Below are 18,562 nucleotides of genomic sequence, written 5' to 3'. Positions count from 1 at the left end.
GTGATCGTTGCGGCCTCGACCTCGGTGAGTCCGGCTTCGGCCAGCGCCTGCCGGGACTCGGCGGCCGGGACCAGGTTCAGCCAGCGCAGCGCGAGCGCGGCGCGGCCGGCCTCGGTGAGGCGGCCGGTGAGCCGCAGCCGGGCGATGCCGCCGTCCGGGAACACATCCAGCCGGGCCGCGGTGACCGGGTGCTGCGGCTCGACCCGCAGGCGGTGCCGGGTGTCGGGCTGGAGCCGGATGCGGGGCAGCAACTCGATCCACTCCCCGGCCTCGTCGCGGCCGGAAACGGAGGCCCAGCCGGGGCAGTTGGCGACGAAGTGGGTGGTGTCGATCTCGACGGCGAGCACCTCTCCCGTGCCCGCCAGGGCGAGCTCCACCCAGTCGTTGTCCTTGTTGCGGCGGCGGCGGGTCTCCCAGCCCTCACCCATCACGGCAGCGCGGCCAAGGGAGTTGAGGTTGTGCGGGGAGGAGAAGTAGCGGTCGGACGCGCCGGTGGCGACGCCGCCGTGCTCCTGCGCGGCGAGGTCGAAGGTGAGTCCGTCGAGGTCGCGCGGGTCGGCGACGACCTCGCCGTGGACGCGCAGCCGGGCGACGCCGCCGTCCGGCCAGATGTTCAGCCGCACGTGGGTGAACCGCTGCTCGACGTCGACCGGGAACTCGTGCGCGGTGTCGCCCTTGAGTGCGGAGCGCGGGACGATCTCGACCCACTCCGCCGCAGCCAGCTCCGCCGGCGAGGGCTGCCCGGGTACCGAGGCGGCCTCGACGGACGCGGTCTCCGGGTAGTTGCCGGTGAAGTGGGCGGTGTCGACGACGACGCCGCGGACGACGCCGGCGGCGCCGAGCCGGACGACGGCCCAGTCGTGGTCGTCGTCGGTCGGGTGCGGTTCGTCGGCCGAGACGCCACGGCGCCGGCGGGTCTCCCAGCCGTCCATGATCTGGCCCTTGTGCCCGAAGGTGTGCGGGCGGAACTCGGCGGGGGCCGCGACGATCAGGTTCTCCTTCTCGGCGAACAACTCGTCGTTGGTGTCCACCACGCCCGCGCCCAGACTGCGGGCGGCGAGGTTGACCAGTTCGGTGAAGGCGGCGGGCGCCTGGGCAGGGTTCTGACTGCTGCTCATGCTTCTCCTCGGGCGATGATGCGGCCGATGGGCTCGGCGTCCGCGTCCAGCTCCACGACCCGGCCACGAAGCCAGGTGGTGCGGACGGCGCCGGTCAGCGTGCGGCCTGCGTATGGGGTGACGGGGTTGCGGTGGTGCAGGCCCTCGGGGTCGACGGTGAAGGCGGCGTCGGGGTCGAAGGCGACCAGGTCGGCGTCCCTACCGGAGGCGATCGCCCCCTTCGTACAGAGCCCCGCGAGGGACGCAGGACCCGCGCTCATCCAGCGGACGACATCGGCGAGCTGGAACCCGCGCCTGCGGGCCTCGGTCCAGATCGCAGGCAGGCCCAGCTGCAGCGAGGCGATGCCGCCCCAGGCGGCGGCGAAGTCGCCGTCGCCGCCGTACCTGGCCAGATGCTTGAGATCGGGTGTGGAGGGCGAGTGGTCGGAGACCACAGCCACGAACTCGCCGTCCGCCAGGGCCTGCCAGAGCAGGTCGCGGTTGGACTCGTCGCGGATCGGCGGACAGCACTTGAACGCGGTGTCGCCGTCGGGCACCTGCTCGGCGGCGAGGGTGAGGTAGTGCGGGCAGGTCTCGGCGGTGACTCTGACGCCCTCGGCGCGGGCCTGCCGCAGCATCGGCAGCACGGCGGCGGAGGAGACATGCAGGATGTGGACCCGGGCGCCGGTGCGGCGAGCGGTCGCCAGCAGTCCGGCGACCGCGGTGGCCTCGGCGTCGTCGGGGCGCGAGGCGAGGAAGTCGGAGTAGTGCGGGCCCGGCTGCTGCGGGGCGGCCTCCAGGACCGCCGGGTCCTCGGCGTGGATGATCGCCAGCGCGTCTATCCGGGCCAGTTCGGTGAGGGTTTCCTCGAGTTGACTGCCGGTCAGATGCGGGAACTCGTCCACCCCCGAGGGGGCGAGGAAGCTCTTGAAGCCGAACACCCCGGCCTGGTGCAGGATGTCCAGGTCGCCGGTGTTGCCGGGGATGGCCCCGCCCCACAGACCCACGTCCACAAAGGTCTGGCCGTGGGCCGCCTTCCGCTTGGCGTCGAGGCCGGCGACCGTGGTGGTCGGCGGGATGGAGTTCAGCGGCATGTCGATGATCGTGGTGACCCCGCCGGCAGCGGCGGCGCGGGTGGCGGTGGCGAAGCCCTCCCATTCGGTCCGGCCCGGCTCGTTGACGTGCACGTGGCTGTCGACGAGGCCGGGCAGCAGGACGAGTTCACCCAGGTCGACCAACTCGCCCTGCTGCCCGGCCTCGCCGTACGGCAGCACCTCGACGATCTTCCCGGCGCGGACGACGACGTCGGCAGCGCGCTCGCCCTCGGGCAGGACGGCGCGGCGGGAGCGGAAGACGGTGGTCTGCGACGAGGCGGTCAAGAAAACCTCCGGGCTGGATCGGCGGGGCGCCTGCGGCCGCCCGACTGGTCAGGCGGGCAGAGCTGGCACGGCACGGTGCGGCTGGGAAAGCTGCGGATGGTGCGCTGCAGCCGGAACAACCTGGCGGTTTGAGTAGGGCGAGCCTACGACCGCCTTCAACAAAACGTCAATGTCCCATTTTCTGCAGAGCCGCCCTCGGAGAGAGCGGAGTTCAGGGGAGCGGAGGTCAGCTGTCGTCGCCCAGGAACTGCGCCGCAAGCCGCTCCCCCGCAAGCTCGGCGAGCTCGCCCGCGCGGGTCAGGCTGTCGCCCTCCGGCGCGTCCGGGCCGGCCAGGTCGGCGAGGGCGTAGGCGGCGGCGAAACCGGCACCGCGCCACGCGGCCTCGTCGAGTTCGAGTCGGCCGGCCACAGCGGCCACCGGAACCCCCGCCCCGGTGGCCGCCGCGGCGACCCCGGCAGGGGCCTTGCCGTGCAGTGTCTGCACGTCAAGGCATCCCTCGCCGGTCACGACCAGACGGGCTCCCCGCACCGCCTGGTCAAAGCCCAGCAGATCGAGCAGAAGCTCGATCCCGGGCCGCATACGGGCCCCGAGCAGGGCCAGTGCTCCGAAGCCGAGGCCGCCCGCCGCGCCCGCGCCCGGCTCATCACGCAGGTCCGCGCCGGTCAGCTTGGCGACGGCGTCGGCCCAGCAGGCCAGCGCCCGGTCCAGCTCGGCCACGTCGTCCGGGTTCGCGCCCTTCTGCGGGCCGTAGACGGCGGGCGCTCCGCGCTCGCCGAGCAGCGGGTTGTCGACGTCGCCGGCGATGACGACCTCGACACCGGCGAGCGTGCCCGGCAGGGCTCCGAGGTCGAGGTGGTGCAGTCGGCGCAGCGCGGCGCCGCCCGGCGGGAGCTCGTTGCCCTCGGCGTCCTGCAGGGTCGCGCCGAGTGCCTGGGCGAGGCCGGCGCCGCCGTCGGTGCAGGCGACGCCGCCGAGGCCGAGGACGATCCGGGTGCAGCCGTGCTCCAGCGCGCGGGCGATGAGCTGTCCGGTGCCGTAACTGCTCGCGGTGAGCGGGGCCTTGACTCCTTCCGGCAGCAGCGTGAGGCCGCTGGCCTGGGCCGCCTCCACTACGGCGGTGCCGCCCTGGACGGCGATGGCCGCCTTGACCGGAACCCCGATCGGGCCGCTCACGGTCACCTCGACGCGCTGGTAGCCGGCCGCGAGCGCGGCCAGGACCGTGCCCTCGCCACCGTCGGCGACCGGCAGCAACCGGACCTCGGTGCCGGGCGCGACGCGGCGGATTCCGGCGGCGATGCGCTCGGCGGCCTCGGCGGCGGTCAGGCTGCCCTTGAACTTGTCGGGGGCGACGACCACATGTCCGGTACTGGTCTGCGACTGCGGCATCGTCGTCCTCACAGGTGGGTCAGGTTGGTTCGCCATGGCTGAATCCTCCCGGCGGTGCGGGCACGACCGGATGTTCCCACCTAGGGAGGGGTCACACCGCCGGGAGGAAATCTATTGGCCCGGTTGGGCCCTCCCCGTGCCCGGGGGCACGACCGGATGGGATCTCCGGGCACGGGGAGAGGTCTGGGGGTGCCGCGCGCAGCGCGCCGTTGGAAGGGTGGCGGCGGGCTGGAGGTCCCCCCGCCCGAAGGGTGGGGGAGGGTGGGCGGCCGCCTCGGGCCCGCGAGCTGTCAGGGCCGGGGGCCCGAGGCGGCGGCACCGCAGCTCGGCGCCGTGGTCAGCCGAGGGTGTTGAGGATGGCGCTCGGGGCGTCGGACGCCCGGGTCGCGACGGGCTCGAACTCGTTCACCGAGTCGAGTCCGGCGCCGCCCATCGACACATTGGTGACGCGCTCCAGGATGACCTCGACGACCACCGGGACGCGGAACTCGGCCATGAGCTTCTTGGCCTGCTCGAACGCCGCACCGAGCTCGTTCGGGTCGAAGACCCGGACGGCCTTGCAGCCCAGGCCCTCGGCGACCTTGACGTGGTCCACACCGTAGCCGTTGACCTCGGGAGCGTTGACGTTCTCGAAGGACAGCTGGACGTGGTAGTCCATGTCGAAGTTCCGCTGCGCCTGGCGGATGAGGCCCAGGTACGCGTTGTTGACGACGACGTGGATGTAGGGGATCTGGAACTGCGCGCCCACGGCCAGTTCCTCGATCATGAACTGGAAGTCGTAGTCGCCGGACAGCGCGACGACGTTGCCCGCCGGGTCGGCGGTGGCGACGCCCAGCGCGGCCGGCAGGGTCCAGCCCAGCGGGCCGGCCTGACCGGCGTTGATCCAGTTGCGCGGACCGTAGACGTGCAGCATCTGCGCGGCCTGGATCTGCGACAGGCCGATGGTGGTGACATAACGGGCGTCACGACCGAAGGCCTTGTTCATCTCCTGGTAGACCCGCTGCGGCTTGACCGGCACGTTGTCGAAGTCGGTCTTGCGCAGCAGCCGGCCCTTGCGCTCCTGGCAGCTACGGGCCCAGGCGGTCCGGTCCTTGAGCTCGCCCGCGGCCCCGCGCTCCCGCGCGAGCTCGACGAAGAGCTCCAGGGCGGCCCTGGCGTCGGAGGCGATACCGAAGTCCGGCGCGAACACCCGGCCGATCTGGGTCGGCTCGATGTCGACGTGGACGAAGGTACGACCCTCGGTGTACTGCTCGATCGCGCCGGTGTGGCGGTTGGCCCAGCGGTTGCCGATGCCGAGGACGAAGTCCGACTCCAGCAGCGTCGCGTTGCCGTAGCGGTGCGAGGTCTGCAGACCGACCATACCGGCCGTCAGCTCGTGGTCGTCCGGGATGGAACCCCAGCCCATCAGGGTGGGGACGACCGGGACACCGGTCAGCTCGGCGAACTCGACCAGCAGGTCCGCCGCGTCGGCGTTGATGACGCCGCCGCCGGAGATGATCAGCGGCTTCTCGGCGGCCTGGAGCATGTCCAGCGCCTTGGCGACCTGCGCGCGGGTCGCGACCGGCTTGTAGACCGGCAGCGGCTCGTAGGTGTCGATGTCGAACTCGATCTCGGTCATCTGAACGTCGATCGGCAGGTCGATCAGCACCGGTCCCGGACGGCCCGAGCGCATCAGGTGGAAGGCCTGCTGGAACACGCCGGGGACCTGGGCGGCCTCAAGGACGGTGGTCGCCGCCTTGGTCAGCGGCTTGGCGATCGAGGTGATGTCGACCGCCTGGAAGTCCTCCTTGTGCAGCTTGGACACCGGCGCCTGGCCGGTGATGCACAGGATCGGGATCGAGTCCGCACTGGCCGAGTAGAGGCCGGTGATCATGTCGGTACCGGCCGGGCCGCTGGTGCCGATGCAGACGCCGATGTTGCCGGCCTTGGCGCGGGTGTAGCCCTCCGCCATGTGCGAGGCGCCTTCGACGTGGCGGGCCAGGATGTGGGTCAGGCCGCCGTTGGTCCGCATCGCGGAGTAGAACGGGTTGATCGCTGCGCCGGGCAGACCGAAGAGGTGAGTGACGCCCTCACGCTTCAGGATCTCCACTGCAGCCTGAGCGGCTGTCATACGAGCCATTGAGGCCTCCGGTAGAAGAGAAGTCGGGTGGGGGACTCAGACGGTGCGGCCGGCGAGGCGCTCGACGCCGCGCAGCAGGGCCGAGTGGTCCAGCGAGCCGTCGCCGTTGGCGCGGGCCGAGGCGACCAGCTGGGCGACCAGGGAGCCGACGGGCAGCGGGGCCTCGACCGCTCGGGCGGCGGCCGTGACGATGCCCATGTCCTTGTGGTGCAGGTCGATCCGGAAACCGGGGGCGAACTCGCGGTTGACCATGTTGGCCTTCTTGCGGTTCAGCACGGTCGAACCGGCCAGACCGCCCGCGAGGACGTCCAGCGCGGCCTCCAGGTCGACGCCCGCGTTCTCAAGGAAGACCACGGCCTCGGCCACGACCTGGATGTTCACGGCCACGATGAGCTGGTTGGCGGCCTTGACGGTCTGTCCGGCACCGGCCGGGCCGACGTGGATGACCGTGGTGCCCAGCGCGTCGAACAGCGGCTTGGCCTCAGCGAAGTCGTCCGCCTCGCCGCCGACCATGATGGAGAGCACGGCTTCGATCGCGCCGGCCTCGCCACCGGAGACGGGAGCGTCCAGGGTGCGGACGCCCTTCTCCTTGGCGGCGGCGGCGACCTTGATCGAGGTCTGCGGGGTGATGCTGCTCATGTCGATGATCAGCGTGCCCGGCTTCACGTTGTCCAGGACGCCGCCCTCACCGAGGATGGCCTGCTCGACGTGCGGGTCGGCGGGGACCATGGTGATCACGACCTCGGCGTCGGCCACGGCCTCGGCGATGCCGGCGGCGCCCCTGCCACCGGCCGCGACGAGCTTGTCGATGGGCTCCTGGGTCAGGTTGTAGCCGGTGACCGTGTGGCCGGCCTTGACCAGGTTGGCAGCCATGGGGCTGCCCATGATGCCGAGGCCGATGAACGCGATGGTGCGGGACATTGTCGTTCTCCTACGCATATGAGGGTCAGTCAAGTTCCGGGGCAGCCAGGCAACTTCCAGGGGCGCGGGGAAATGCGCGATCAACCCTCCACGGAGGTGCGCGGTTTCTCGCGCAGTTCCTCGCGCCCCTGACGTCGTTGCCTGGCCGAGCAGGTGCCTCTGGCTAGCCGCGGGCGCTGGTGCGCAGCTCGCGGGGCAGCCAGTCGACGGTGTCGACGGTGGCCACGCCCGGCGCCGGCTTGTACTCGAGGCCGATGTAGCCCGCGTACCCCGCGGCGTCCAGCCGCCCGAGCAGGTCCGCGAAGTCGAGCTCGCCCGTGCCGGGCTGGTTCCGCTGCGGGGCGTCCGCGATCTGTACGTGCCCGATGCGGTCCGCGTACTGCTCGATGACCTGCGGCAGGTCCTCGCCGTTGCGGGCCAGGTGGTAGAGGTCGCAGAGGAAGAAGGTGTTGCCGAGGCCGGTGGCCGCGTTGACCTGGTCGACGACCGCGACGGCGTCCTTGCTGGACAGCAGGCCGTACTGCGGGGCCTCGGGCGCGTTCAGCGCCTCCACCAGCAGGACCGCTCCGATCGCCTCGACGGCGTGAGCGGCAAGCGCGAGGTTCTCCAGCGCCAGCTCGTCCTGGACGGCGAGGTCGAGGCCCTCGACGCGGTTGCCGTACAGGGCGTTGAGGGCCTTGCAGCCTAGGGAGTCGGCGAGGCCGACCGCGACCGCGATGTTGTCGCGGAACTGCTGGGAGTCGGCGGGCCGGGACAGCAGTCCCTTGGAGCCGGCCGCCATGTTCCCGGCGTCGAAGTTGAGCCCGGTGAGCTGGACGCCCGCGTCGGTGAAGGCGCGGCGCAGCGCGTCGAGGTCGCCGTCGGGCGGGGTGGGTCCGTCGAGGGTCCACCAGATCTCGGCGGCGTCGAAGCCGGCCTCGGCCGCCGCGGCGGGACGCTGCACCAGCGGCAGCTCGGTGAAAAGGGTCGAGAGGTTCGCGGTCCAGCGCTGGTCGAGCCAGTTGCGTGCGGCGGCGGTCATGCGGTCACCATCCAATTCCACAATGCGGAAGCAAGTTTCTGCTTGATGGAACTATGGCATGCCGGGTCGCCGGGCTGTCAAGAGTGCCGCAACATTTTGTTGAAGCGAAGGGATCCGGGCGACGGGTAGTCGGATACGCTGCGCGCGTGCGATTGAAGGTGGAGTTCACGACAGAGCCGTTTGCACTCGACGGCTTCCCCGACCATGCCAAGGCCGCCCGCCGCGCGGTGGACGAGGCGGGACTGACGGTCGACGTCGGCCCGTTCGGCACCAGCGCGGAGGGTGAGGCCGCCGACACCCTGGCCGCGATCACGCGACTCCTCCAGGATGCCCTGACCAGCGGCGCGACCCGGATCTCCGTCCAGGTCAGCACCCTGGACGAGAACGGCCGACCTATAGCGGACCGTGCGGAGGAATCCGGATGACTGCCATCGACCACCCGCTGGCCCACGCCATCAAGCCGCTGCTGGACGCCGTGGGCGCCAGCGCGGTCGACCCGGACGAGGCCCGGCCCGACGACGTGCTGCTGGAGTGGGAGGGGCAGCCTGCGGTCGCGGTGCGGCTGCCCGGCCTGGAGAGCGCACTGGACCGGCTGCTCGGCGAGGTGCGGCGGCAGTTCGGCGGCGGCGAGCTGACCGCGCTGGACCGCGCCAGCAAGCAGCGCGTGGTCGCCCAACTGGAGGAGCGCGGCGCGTTCACCATCCGACACGGCGTGGAAACCGTCGCGGCGGCGCTCGGCGTCAGCCGTTTCACGGTGTACAACTACCTGAACCGGCAGCAGGCCAACGGCAAGGACGCCTGACAGACTCCTGCCGCACCACCTTTCTTCAACAAACTGTTGACGTAACGGGGTGGTGGTTCTAGCTTTTGGTGACACCCCTCCTAGGAGGTCACCCGTGGCCGAGTCCGCCACCTCCCCGCTCGACCGCCTGAACGGTGCGGCAGACGCCGACCTCGACGCTCTGCTCGTCGAGATCTGCAGCAGTCCGACCTGGGCGAAGCTCGTCCGCTCGGCGCGCCCCTGGGCCGACGCCGACGCCCTCCACGCCGCCAACGCGGCGGCGATGGCGGAACTTGTGACCGCCGACCTGAACGACGCGATGGCCGGCCACGCCCGGATCGGCCAGCCCAAGGCCGGCGACGCCGCCTCTCAGCGGGAGCAGTCCGGCGTCCACGGCGCCGACACCGCGCTACTGGACGATCTGGACTCCGCCAACGCCGCCTACGAGGCGAAGTTCGGCCATGTCTTCCTGATCTGCGCCACCGGCCGCACCGCCGAGACCATGCTCGCCGCGCTGCGCGGGCGCTTCGGCAACGACGCGGAGGCCGAGCGCGAGATCGTCCGCGGCGAACTGCGGAAGATCAACGACATTCGCATCGACCGCCTTATCACCGACGACTGAACGAGAGCTGACGGGAATCATGACGTCCATCTCCACCCACGTGCTGAACACCAGCGCCGGCCGCCCAGCCGAAGGCGTCCCGGTCGAGCTGGCCCAGCGCGCTCCTGACGGCGGCTGGACCGTCCTCGGCGCGTCCGGCACCGACGCGGACGGCCGCTGCACGGACCTGCCGGTCCCCGACCTGGCTGCGGGCACGGTCCTGCGACTGAACTTCACCACTGCGGGCCCCTTCTTCCCCGAGGTCTCCATCGTCTTCGCCGTCGACCCGGCCCAGTCCCACTACCACGTACCCCTGCTGCTGAACCCGTACGGGTACTCCGTCTACCGAGGGAGCTAGAAGCCTCATGGCTCACGTTCTTGGCCAGAACCAGTACGGAAAGGCGGAGACCCGTGTCGTCCGCGTCTACCGTGACACTTCCCGCCACGAGATCAAGGACCTGAACGTCTCGGTCGCGCTCTCCGGCGACCTGGACGACGTCCACCTGACCGGCTCCAATGCCAACTGCCTGCCGACGGACACCACCAAGAACACGGTGTACGCCTTCGCCAAGGAGCACGGCATCGAGTCGGCGGAAGCCTTCGGCATCCACCTCGCGCGCCACTTCGTGGACAACAACGAGCCGATCCACCGGGCCCGGATCCGGATCGAGGAGTACACCTGGGACCGCATCAGGACCCCGGACAACTCGGCACGCTTCATAGGGTCCGAGGAGGTCGGCCACTCCTTCGTCCGTAACGGCGGCGAGGTGCGCACGGCCGAGATCGTCTACGACGGCACCAGCTTCCAGGTGATCACCGGGCTCAAGGAGCTCACCGTGATGAATTCCACCAACTCGGAGTTCTGGGGCTACATCAAGGACAAGTACACCACCCTCAAGGAGGCGTACGACCGCATCCTGGCCACTCAGGTGACCGCCCGCTGGAAGCACTCCTGGAGCGGCGAGGAGCTCCATCCCAACTGGGAGCGCTCGTACACCCACGTACGCCGCCACCTGCTCGAGGCGTTCGCGGAGACCTACTCCTACTCGCTGCAGCAGACCCTGTACGCGATGGGCAGCCGGGTGCTGAACAACCGCGCCGAGGTGGACGAGGTCCGCCTGGAGCTGCCGAACAAGCACCACTTCCTGGTGGACCTGGAGCCGTTCGGCCTCAAGAACAACAACGAGGTCTACTTCGCGGCGGATCGCCCCTACGGCCTGATCGAGGGTACGGTGCACCGCGAGGGCGTCGTGCCGGTGATTCCGGTCAGCTAGCACCGCCCGTCGCGTGTAGAAGTACCCCAGGGATTCTCCCGCCGTCCCGCCCTGGGCAGCCCACTCGACGGCGGTACTCCACAGGCGCGGCGGCCCGCCACCGCTGCACCTCTGACACCGCTGAAGGAGCTGAGGCGCAATGACCACCCTCCCCCCGTCCTCCGACGAACGCATCGTCATCGAGAACGCAGCCATCGCCACGGTGGACGCCGCTGACAACGAGTACAGCCGCGGCCACGTCGTCATCGCGGGCAACCGCATCGAGTCGGTCGGCGAGGGCCCCGCCCCGCAGTGGCTGCAGGGCGTCGTCCGCCGGATCAACGCCGAGGGCCACCTGGTCACCCCCGGCCTGGTCAACACGCACCACCACTTCTACCAGTGGATCACCCGTGGGCTGGCGCAGGACAACATCCTGTTCGACTGGCTGGTGGCGCTCTACCCGACCTGGGCACGGATCGACGACAAGCTCGTCCACGCCGCCGCCCAGGGCTCGGCCGCCGCCCTGCTCAAGTCCGGCTGTACCACGGCAATGGACCACCACTACGTGTTCCCGCACGGCTCCGGCGACATCCTCAGCGCCGAGATCGAGGCAGTGGCCGAGCTGGGCATGCGCTTCACGGCCGCCCGCGGCTCGATGGATCGTGGCAAGAGCGACGGCGGCCTGCCGCCGGACCACGCGGTGGAGCGGACCGAGGACATCCTGATCGCGTCCGAGACCGCCGTGGACCGCTACCACGACGCCTCGTTCGACTCGATGCTGCACATCGCCATCGCCCCCTGCTCGCCGTTCTCGGTGACCACCGAGCTGATGCGGGAGTCGGCGGTTCTCGCCCGCCGCAAGGGCGTACGGCTGCACACCCACGGCTCGGAGACGGCCGAGGAGGAGCAGTTCTGCAAGGAGCTGTTCGGGATGGGCCCGACCGACTACTTCGAGAGCGTGGGCTGGCTGGGCGAGGACGTGTGGATGGCGCACTGCGTCCACATGTACGACTCGGACATCGCCATGTTCGCCGAGACCGGCACCGGCGTCGCGCACTGCCCCTCGTCCAACGCGCGCCTCGCGGCCGGCATCGCCCGCGTCCCGGACATGCTCGCGGCCGGCGTCCCGGTCGGCCTGGGCGTGGACGGCACCGCCTCCAACGAGTCCGGCGAGCTGGGCACGGAGCTGCGCAACGCGCTGCTGATCAACCGGCTGCACGGCCGCCCGGACGCGCTGACGGGCCGTAAGGTGCTGCGCCTCGGCACGATGGGCGGGGCGCGAGTGCTCGGCCGCCAGAACGAGATCGGTTCCATCGAGGTCGGCAAGCTGGCCGACCTGGCGCTGTGGAAGGTCGACGGCATCATGCACTCGTCGATCGCCGACCCGGTCGCCGCGCTGACCCTGGGCGCGCTGCCGCCGCTGTCGCTGCTGCTGGTCAACGGCCGCGCGGTGGTCGAGAACGGCCACCTCACCACGGTGAACGAGGACCGCATCGCGAAGGCCGCGGCCGACGCGGCCAGGGAACTCGCCGCCCGCTCCTGAACCCCCCATTCTCCGGGCGCCACTGGACGGTGTGCCGCCCGGACTCCCCGACGCGCTCGCGCGGAGGGGACCGCTGCCCCGGACCCACGGCGAGGGTCCGGGGCAGCGGCGTGCCCGCTTCGCGGCCGGCCGGTGCGATCAGCCGACGGTGATCACGTCGAGGTCGGGGGCATAGGCGGTGTCGTTGTGGAACTTGATGGTGTTGGCTCCCGCCTGGACCGTGATCGGAACGGTGGTCGTGGCCACCGTGGAGAAGCTGCTGCCGGTGAGGCTCACCTGCACGTCGGGGCCGCCGTTGACGCTGACGTAGAAGCTGCGGCTGCCCGAGAGCAGGTAGCTGATGGTCAGCGTGCGGCTGCCGGCCGTCGCCTCGTTGATGCCGTTGACGGTGACGTAGTTGGCCGCGCCGTTGCCGATGTAGCCGACCTTGGCGCCGCCGGAGCAGGCGGAGCAGGTGGCGATCCGGGCCGCACCGGCGATGGTGTTGCCCGACGCCTCCGCCTCGACCCGTACAGTGCCGCCACCGCCGGAAGTCGGGGTGGCACGGATCAGCTGGACCGCGCCCGGGGCGAGGGTGACGCTGTAGCTTCCACTGATGGTGCCCAGGGAGCCGCCGGTCCACAGGTCGGTCGCCGTGGCGCTGCCGCTGATTCCGGCGGAGGACAGCGGAACGGTCACCGTGGTGCTGCTCGTGTCGCTGTAGTTGAACAGGCCGACGATGACGTCGCCGTTGCTCTCGGTCTTGCTGTAGGCCTGCTGGTTGCCGTTGCTGACGATGCGTGAGGCGTCGATCGCGTCCTGGTCCACGGCGAGGACCCCGCTGTTCTTCAGGTAGCCGAGGTCGGTGGCGTCCAGGTTGGTGAGGTCGGTGCCGAGAATCAGCGGGGAGGCGCCCATCGCCCACAGGCTCATCATCGACTGCCGTTCGGGCGCGGTGAGCCCGTCGTTGCTGCCGTTGCCGACTTCGAGGGAGTCGTAGTCGTTGAAGCCGCCGGGGCCGCCGTAGGGCTGCCAGCTAGCGACCTGGGCGAAGCGGGACTGGACGCTGGCCCAGTGTGTCAGTGGGTAGCTGCTGCCGCCGGACTCGCAGCTGTAGCACTCGATGTCGCCGCCGGTGCGCCAGCCGTTGGAGTACTGCTTCCAGGTGGCGGCGCTGCCGATGGCGAGGCTGTTGGACAGTTCGAGGTGGATCGGTCGGCCGGTCTGCTGCAGCGCCTGCGACCAGGCCTGGAGGTCGCCGACGTCGCTCGTGCCCACTCCGTCGATCTTGATGTAGTCGACACCCCAGGCCGCGAACTCGTCGGCCCAGGAGTTGATGAACGCCTGCGCGCCCGGCTTGGTGTAGTCGATGCCGACCATGCCCTTGCAGTTGTAGTTCTTCTCGGCGGTGCTGGTGGCGATGTCGGCGGCGTGGTAACTGGTGCCCTGGATCGCCGTGTTCTGGGTGACGGCCTGGTGCGAGATGCCGGGGGTGACGTACAGGCCGAACTTCAGGCCGTCGGCGTGGACATGCGCGGCGACGGCCTGGATGCCGTCCGTGGAGCCGGAGTTGGGGAACTTGGTGGTGTCGGTGACCCAGCGGCCGTACTGGTCGACGTTGGGTCCCTGGCTGCCGGGGCACTGGTACCAGAAGTCGTCCACATTGACGTACTGGAAACCCGCCGCCGCGAGGCCGCTGCTCTTCATGGCGTCCGCCTGCGCATTGATCTTCGCGGCGGTGGGGTTGTGCCTGACGAAGCTCCAACTGCTCCAGCCCAGCGCGGGCGTGAGCCCGACGCCGTTGTTCTCGGCGTGCGCCGCCGGAGCCGGCAGCATGGCGGCCGCGAACGCCGCGGTCAGCGCGGCCGCGCCTGCCGTGAGCGCCGCGAGCAGTCGTCTGGTCGTGCTGGTGGTGCGTGTGGGCATGAGGTTCTCCATCCTCGCCGGGTCTGACCTGGGACGTGAGTGGACGTGCCGAGGTACGCCCCGGCTGACGGAGAGGCGGAGGGAGGCCGCTGTGGCATGTCCGGGGCGACTGGCACTCAACTGCATGGCGGCAGCGGCGTCAATATCTGTTGCAGAATGAGCGAACCCTCGCGTGGAATTGTTCGGTCGCTTGGGTTTGACCCCGCCCCTGCCACTACGACATACCAACGGGTATGTTGGCGGCGAGAAGTGTTACCCACTGGTAAGGAGCAGGGCATGCGGGCGATTCAGATCACCGAGTTCGGCGGCCCCGAGGTGCTGCGACTGGCCGAGCTGGCAGAACCGGTCGCCCAGCCGGGGCAGCTGCTGATCGACGTGGCCGCGGCCGGTATCAACTACGCGGACACCCACTCCGTCGAGAATTCCTACCTGTCCAGCAGCACGCTGCCGATGGTCCCCGGCGGCGAGGTCGTCGGCCGGACTCCGGAAGGGCGGCGCGTGGTCGCGCTGACCGCGACCGGCGGCTACGCCGAACGCGCCGTGGCCTGGGAGAACATGGCACTGGACGTGCCCGACGAGGTGTCCGACGGCGCGGCGCTGGCCCTGGTCGTCCAGGGCCTCACGGCCTGGCACCTGCTGCGCACGTCCGCGCGACTGGCCCCCGGCGAGACGGTGGTCGTGCACGCCGCCGCGGGCGGCACCGGCTCGCTCGCCGTCCAGCTCGCCAAGCACTTCGGGGCCGGGCGGGTGATCGCCACCGCCTCCACCAAGGAGAAGCGCGACCTGGCTCTCGAACTGGGCGCGGACGTCGCCGTGGAGGCCGAGGCGGAGGGCCTGAAGGAGCGGCTGGTGGCGGCGAACGGCGGCGCGAAGGTCGACATCGTCCTGGAGATGACCGGCGGGCCGGTGTTCGACGCGTCGCTGGCAGCGCTGGCGCCGTTCGGACGCCTGGTGACCTACGGGATGGCCTCGCGCACCGAGCCGAAGCCGGTCACCGCAGGGCAGTTGATGGCACACTCGCGAGCCGTCATCGGCTTCTGGCTGATGCACTGCGTCGGAAAGCCGGCGCTGCACGCGGAGCCGATGGCGGAGCTGCTGCGGCTCACCGCGAGCGGGGAGTTGAAGCCGTTGGTCGGCGAGGCGTACCCGCTGTCGGAAGCAGCCCGCGCGCACGAGGACCTGCGGGCCCGGCGCACGACCGGAAAGCTGATCCTCGACCCCAGCCGGTAGGCACAGCGCTTCTGACGCGCCATCATCTCCCTGTAGCAGGAATCCAGGGAGGCAGGATGTCCAAGCGCACCCGCAAGCGGAGCTGGCGCCGGCGCAAGGCCAACCACGGCAGGCGTCCGAACTGCCGCTGACACTCTCGGATGCAGGCTGCTGATCAATCGGGCGACGGTGACCAGGGAGGACCTCCCCAGGTTTTTCCTCGGTCACCGCCGCCGGTCCGTGGGACCCGCGGGTGCTCCGCTCAGCCGAGCAGGGCGTAGCCCGGTAGGGTCAGGAAGTCGACGAACTCGTCGGCGAGGGAGACCTGTTCGAACAGCTGGGCCGCCTCGGCCCAGCGTCCCGCCGCGTACGCCTGGTCGCCCAGTTCGGCCCGCAGCTCCGCGAGTTCGGTGGCGACGAGCGCGCGCACCAGCTCCGGGGTGACCTTCGCGCCGTCGTCGAGGACGACGCCGTTGTAGATCCACTGCCAGATCTGGGAGCGGGAGATCTCGGCGGTCGCGGCGTCCTCCATCATGTTGAAGATGCCGACCGCGCCGTGGCCGCGCAGCCACGCCTCGATGTAGCGGACGCCGACCTGGACGGCGTTGTGCAGCCCCGCGGCCGTGCAGCTGCCGCCCGCTCCGGCGACGTCCAGCAGTTCCGCGGCGGTGATCGTACCCGCCGGGACGACGTCCTTCTGGTTGGGTCGGTCGCCCAGCACGGCGTCGAAAGAGGCCGTGCAGATCGGGACCAGGTCGGGGTGGGCGACCCAGGAGCCGTCGAAGCCGGTGCCGGCCTCGCGCTCCTTGTCCGCGGTGACCTTCTCCATGGCGGCGGCGTTGACGGCCGGGTCGCGGCGGGAGGGGATGAACGCGGCCATGCCGCCGATGGCGTGGGCGCCGCGCTTGTGGCACGTCTGGACCAGGAGCTCTGCGTACGCGCGCATGAACGGCGAGGTCATGCCCACGGAGTTGCGGTCGGCGAGGATGTAGCGCTCCCCCGCGTCGCGGAGGTTCTTGATGATCGAGAACAGGTAGTCCCAGCGTCCGGCGTTGAGACCGGCGGCGTGGTCGCGCAGCTCGTAGAGGATCTCGTCCATCTCGAAGGCCGCGGTGATGGTCTCGATCAGCACGGTGGCGCGGACGGTGCCGTGCGGGATGCCGAGGGCCTGCTGGGCGTAGCCGAAGACCTCGTTCCAGAGCCGGGCCTCGAGGTGGCTCTCGGTCTTGGGGAGGTAGAAGTAAGGACCGGAGTTGGGGTCTTGGGCACCTCGGGCGATCAGCCGGGCGGCGTTGTGAAAGAAGTACAGGCCGAAGTCGAAGAAGGCGCCGGCGATCGGTTCGCCGTCCACGAGCAGATGGGCCTCGTCCAGGTGCCAGCCGCGCGGGCGGACGACGACCGTGGCGAGTTCGGCGTCGGGGCGCAGCGCGTAGGACTTGCCCTCGGGGGTGCTGAAGTCGATGCGGCGCTGGAAGGCGTCGATCAGGTTCAGCTGGCCCTCGACCAGGTTGCTCCAGGTGGGGGCGGTGGCGTCCTCGAAGTCGGCGAGCCAGACTCTGGCACCGGAGTTGAGTGCGTTGACGGCCATCTTGCGGTCGGTGGGGCCGGTGATCTCGACGCGGCGGTCCTGGAGTGCGCGAGGGGCTTCGGCGACCCGCCAGTCCCCGGCGCGGACGTCAGCGGTCTCGGGAAGGAAGTCAAGGGTGCCGGTGGCGGCGATGCGGGCGCGGCGCTCCTTGCGCAGGGCGAGGAGTTCGCGGCGGCGGGGCTCGAAGCGACGGTGCAGGGCGGCGAGGAAGTTCAGGGCCTCGGTGGTGAGGACCTCCTCGCCGCGGTCGACCGGGAGGCCGGCGAGGGTGATGGAGGAGAGGTCGGATTCCTGCGGTCCGGACATGTGGTCCAAAGCTCCTTCAAACTGGGGAGGTCACACCGTCGGCGGCGGTGAACGACAGTTGATCGAAAGTGATGTCGACCCTGACGTGGTTCTGTAAGGTGGAGGCTAGTTTCCGCGATACAGAAATTCAACATTTTGTTGAGGTTTCTCGCGGCACACCGTACTCCTGCCCTGGCACGTCCCTAGGAAGGTAGCCCCGTGGCCGCTTCTCCCGCATCGCTCGACGCTCCGGCGGCCGACCGTTCCGGCGGCGTCCAGTCCGTCGAGCGCGCCTTCCACCTGCTGGAGATACTGGCCGACTCAGGCGGTGTGAGCACCCTCAGCGACCTGGCGTCCGCCTCCGGGCTGCCCATGCCGACGATCCACCGACTGATCCGCACGCTGGTACAACAGGGGTACGTCCGCCAGGACACCGCTCGTCGCTACACCCTCGGCCCCCGACTGATCCGCCTCGGCGAGACCGCCGGGCGTCTGCTCGGCAGTTGGGCCCGGCCGTACCTGGCCGAGCTGATGGAGGCGACCGGCGAGACCGCGAACCTCGCCGTCCTGGAGGCGGGCGAGGTGGTGTACGTCGGGCAGGTGCCCTCGCGGCACTCGATGCGGATGTTCACCGAGGTCGGACGGCGGGTCCAGCCGCACTGCACGGCCGTGGGCAAGATCCTGCTGGCGCAGCTGCCGCGGCCCGAGGCCGCCGGAGTGCTGGGCCGCGGGCCGCTTCCCGCGCACACCGAGCACACCGTCACCGAGCCGGCGCGGCTGCTGCAGCAGTTCGACGCCGTGAAGGCCGGCGGGTTCGCCGTGGACGACCAGGAGCAGGAGATCGGCGTCCGCTGCGTCGCCGTCGTCGTCCCCGGGGCGCCGACGCCGACCGCGCTGTCGATCTCCGGGCCCGAGGCGCGGATCAGGGCGCTGGAGGCGCGGGACGCGTTGGGCGGGCTGATCCCGCAGATGCAGGAGATCGCGGGCCGCCTCGGCCACGCTCTCGCCGCCAGCGGCTGACCCTTCCAGCGCAGGGGCGCTCCGCGCAGGGCGCAAGCGTGGGCGTGGGTTGCCCGGACTGCTGCCCGCAACCCGCACCGCACCGCGACCGGAGCACCATCCCGCAGGGGCTCAGCTGACGCGCCGGGGGCCGGCCGGGCGTGGTAGCCCGCAACCCGCACCGCACCGCGACCGGAGCACCGGCCCCGTAGGGGCTCAGCTGATGCGCCGGGGGCCGGCCGGGCGTGGTAGCCCGCAACTCGCACCGCACCGCGACCGGAGCACCGGCCCCGTAGGGGCTCAGCTGACGGGCGGGGGCCGGCCGGGCGTGGGTAGCACGGGCTACGCACCGTCCCCGCACGGGCTCAGCTGACGCGCGGGTTCAGCCGGGCGTGGGTAGCACGGGTACGCCCGCAACCCGCACCGCACCGCGACCGGAGCGCCGGCCCGCAGGGGCCGCGCTCGGTCGGGCAC

The 18,562-nt window shown here is 70.8% G+C and carries 15 protein-coding genes and 1 pseudogene; 8 read left to right on the top strand and 8 right to left on the bottom strand.

Going from position 1 to position 18,562, the window contains the following annotated elements; genetic code table 11:
- Positions 1 to 83: 83 nt before the first annotated feature.
- From alc to ABIA33_RS22650, 6 genes and pseudogenes are all read right to left on the bottom strand, one after another.
- A pseudogene (gene alc, locus ABIA33_RS22675) lies at positions 84 to 1,118 on the bottom strand (allantoicase); the annotation flags it as partial.
- Positions 1,115 to 2,476, bottom strand: coding sequence for an allantoinase AllB (gene allB, locus ABIA33_RS22670; RefSeq protein ID WP_370084199.1), 1,362 nt, complete (start codon positions 2,474 to 2,476; stop codon positions 1,115 to 1,117). The gene allB and the pseudogene alc, both read right to left, overlap by 4 nt.
- Positions 2,477 to 2,702: 226 nt before the next feature.
- A complete protein-coding gene (locus tag ABIA33_RS22665) occupies positions 2,703 to 3,899 on the bottom strand; it encodes a glycerate kinase (protein WP_370084198.1) in 1,197 nt (398 codons plus the stop codon).
- Between the two features lie 301 nt (positions 3,900 to 4,200).
- The gene (gene gcl, locus ABIA33_RS22660) at positions 4,201 to 5,982 is read right to left on the bottom strand and encodes a glyoxylate carboligase (RefSeq protein ID WP_370084197.1); all 1,782 of its coding nucleotides are present in this window, start codon (positions 5,980 to 5,982) and stop codon (positions 4,201 to 4,203) included.
- Between the two features lie 36 nt (positions 5,983 to 6,018).
- Positions 6,019 to 6,921: a 2-hydroxy-3-oxopropionate reductase gene (locus ABIA33_RS22655; RefSeq protein ID WP_370084196.1), complete on the bottom strand. Its 903-nt coding sequence runs from the start codon at positions 6,919 to 6,921 to the stop codon at positions 6,019 to 6,021.
- A 145-nt stretch (positions 6,922 to 7,066) separates the two neighbouring features.
- Positions 7,067 to 7,924, bottom strand: a complete 858-nt coding sequence (locus tag ABIA33_RS22650; RefSeq protein ID WP_370084195.1) for a TIM barrel protein — start codon at positions 7,922 to 7,924, stop codon at positions 7,067 to 7,069.
- Positions 7,925 to 8,070: 146 nt separating this feature from the next.
- On the opposite strand from ABIA33_RS22650, the gene ABIA33_RS22645 reads away from it, so the two are divergent.
- From ABIA33_RS22645 to ABIA33_RS22620, 6 genes are all read left to right on the top strand, one after another.
- On the top strand, positions 8,071 to 8,349 hold the full coding sequence (locus tag ABIA33_RS22645) for a thiamine-binding protein (RefSeq protein WP_370084194.1): 279 nt from the start codon (positions 8,071 to 8,073) through the stop codon (positions 8,347 to 8,349).
- Entirely contained in the window at positions 8,346 to 8,726 is a 381-nt protein-coding gene (locus tag ABIA33_RS22640) for a helix-turn-helix domain-containing protein (RefSeq protein WP_370084193.1), read from the top strand. The genes ABIA33_RS22645 and ABIA33_RS22640 overlap by 4 nt, the downstream gene beginning before the upstream one ends.
- Before the next feature lie 94 nt (positions 8,727 to 8,820).
- A complete protein-coding gene (uraD, locus tag ABIA33_RS22635; RefSeq protein ID WP_370084192.1) occupies positions 8,821 to 9,327 on the top strand; it encodes a 2-oxo-4-hydroxy-4-carboxy-5-ureidoimidazoline decarboxylase in 507 nt (168 codons plus the stop codon).
- Between the two features lie 19 nt (positions 9,328 to 9,346).
- Positions 9,347 to 9,664, top strand: coding sequence for a hydroxyisourate hydrolase (gene uraH / locus ABIA33_RS22630; RefSeq protein ID WP_370084191.1), 318 nt, complete (start codon positions 9,347 to 9,349; stop codon positions 9,662 to 9,664).
- A gap of 7 nt (positions 9,665 to 9,671) precedes the next feature.
- Complete coding sequence (gene pucL, locus ABIA33_RS22625; RefSeq protein ID WP_370084190.1) at positions 9,672 to 10,580, top strand: factor-independent urate hydroxylase; 909 nt, start codon at positions 9,672 to 9,674, stop codon at positions 10,578 to 10,580.
- Between the two features lie 139 nt (positions 10,581 to 10,719).
- Positions 10,720 to 12,102: an 8-oxoguanine deaminase gene (locus ABIA33_RS22620; protein WP_370084189.1), complete on the top strand. Its 1,383-nt coding sequence runs from the start codon at positions 10,720 to 10,722 to the stop codon at positions 12,100 to 12,102.
- 138 nt (positions 12,103 to 12,240) lie between these two features.
- Here ABIA33_RS22620 and ABIA33_RS22615 read toward each other — a convergent pair whose 3' ends face one another.
- A complete protein-coding gene (locus tag ABIA33_RS22615) occupies positions 12,241 to 14,007 on the bottom strand; it encodes an alpha-galactosidase (RefSeq protein ID WP_370084188.1) in 1,767 nt (588 codons plus the stop codon).
- A 276-nt stretch (positions 14,008 to 14,283) separates the two neighbouring features.
- Here ABIA33_RS22615 and ABIA33_RS22610 point away from each other — a divergent pair, with 276 nt between their 5' ends.
- Positions 14,284 to 15,237, top strand: coding sequence for a zinc-binding alcohol dehydrogenase family protein (locus ABIA33_RS22610; RefSeq protein ID WP_370084187.1), 954 nt, complete (start codon positions 14,284 to 14,286; stop codon positions 15,235 to 15,237).
- 241 nt (positions 15,238 to 15,478) lie between these two features.
- On the opposite strand, the gene aceB is transcribed toward ABIA33_RS22610, so the two are convergent.
- Positions 15,479 to 17,110 carry a malate synthase A gene (aceB, locus tag ABIA33_RS22605; protein ID WP_370084186.1) on the bottom strand — a complete coding sequence of 544 codons (1,632 nt, stop codon included), beginning with the start codon at positions 17,108 to 17,110 and terminating at the stop codon, positions 15,479 to 15,481.
- A 198-nt stretch (positions 17,111 to 17,308) separates the two neighbouring features.
- Between aceB and ABIA33_RS22600 the strand changes: the two genes are divergently transcribed.
- Positions 17,309 to 18,109: an IclR family transcriptional regulator gene (locus ABIA33_RS22600; RefSeq protein WP_370084185.1), complete on the top strand. Its 801-nt coding sequence runs from the start codon at positions 17,309 to 17,311 to the stop codon at positions 18,107 to 18,109.
- The last annotated feature ends 453 nt before the right edge of the window (positions 18,110 to 18,562 follow it).

It is taken from the genome of Streptacidiphilus sp. MAP12-16, from assembly GCF_041262165.1.
GTDB lineage: Bacteria > Actinomycetota > Actinomycetes > Streptomycetales > Streptomycetaceae > Streptacidiphilus.
This window is presented reverse-complemented; position numbering and strand designations above follow the sequence as displayed.

Excerpts from the sequence above, each read along its gene's own strand:
- ABIA33_RS22620 (WP_370084189.1), top strand. The coding sequence starts at position 10,720 with ATGACCACCCTCCCCCCGTCCTCCGACGAACGCATCGTCATCGAGAAC.
- gcl (WP_370084197.1), bottom strand. The coding sequence starts at position 5,982 with ATGGCTCGTATGACAGCCGCTCAGGCTGCAGTGGAGATCCTGAAGCGT.
- ABIA33_RS22615 (WP_370084188.1), bottom strand. The coding sequence starts at position 14,007 with ATGCCCACACGCACCACCAGCACGACCAGACGACTGCTCGCGGCGCTC.
- ABIA33_RS22655 (WP_370084196.1), bottom strand. The coding sequence starts at position 6,921 with ATGCGTAGGAGAACGACAATGTCCCGCACCATCGCGTTCATCGGCCTC.
- ABIA33_RS22640 (WP_370084193.1), top strand. The coding sequence starts at position 8,346 with ATGACTGCCATCGACCACCCGCTGGCCCACGCCATCAAGCCGCTGCTG.
- aceB (WP_370084186.1), bottom strand. The coding sequence starts at position 17,110 with ATGTCCGGACCGCAGGAATCCGACCTCTCCTCCATCACCCTCGCCGGC.
- uraH (WP_370084191.1), top strand. The coding sequence starts at position 9,347 with ATGACGTCCATCTCCACCCACGTGCTGAACACCAGCGCCGGCCGCCCA.
- ABIA33_RS22650 (WP_370084195.1), bottom strand. The coding sequence starts at position 7,924 with ATGACCGCCGCCGCACGCAACTGGCTCGACCAGCGCTGGACCGCGAAC.
- ABIA33_RS22610 (WP_370084187.1), top strand. The coding sequence starts at position 14,284 with ATGCGGGCGATTCAGATCACCGAGTTCGGCGGCCCCGAGGTGCTGCGA.
- ABIA33_RS22665 (WP_370084198.1), bottom strand. The coding sequence starts at position 3,899 with ATGGCGAACCAACCTGACCCACCTGTGAGGACGACGATGCCGCAGTCG.
- pucL (WP_370084190.1), top strand. The coding sequence starts at position 9,672 with ATGGCTCACGTTCTTGGCCAGAACCAGTACGGAAAGGCGGAGACCCGT.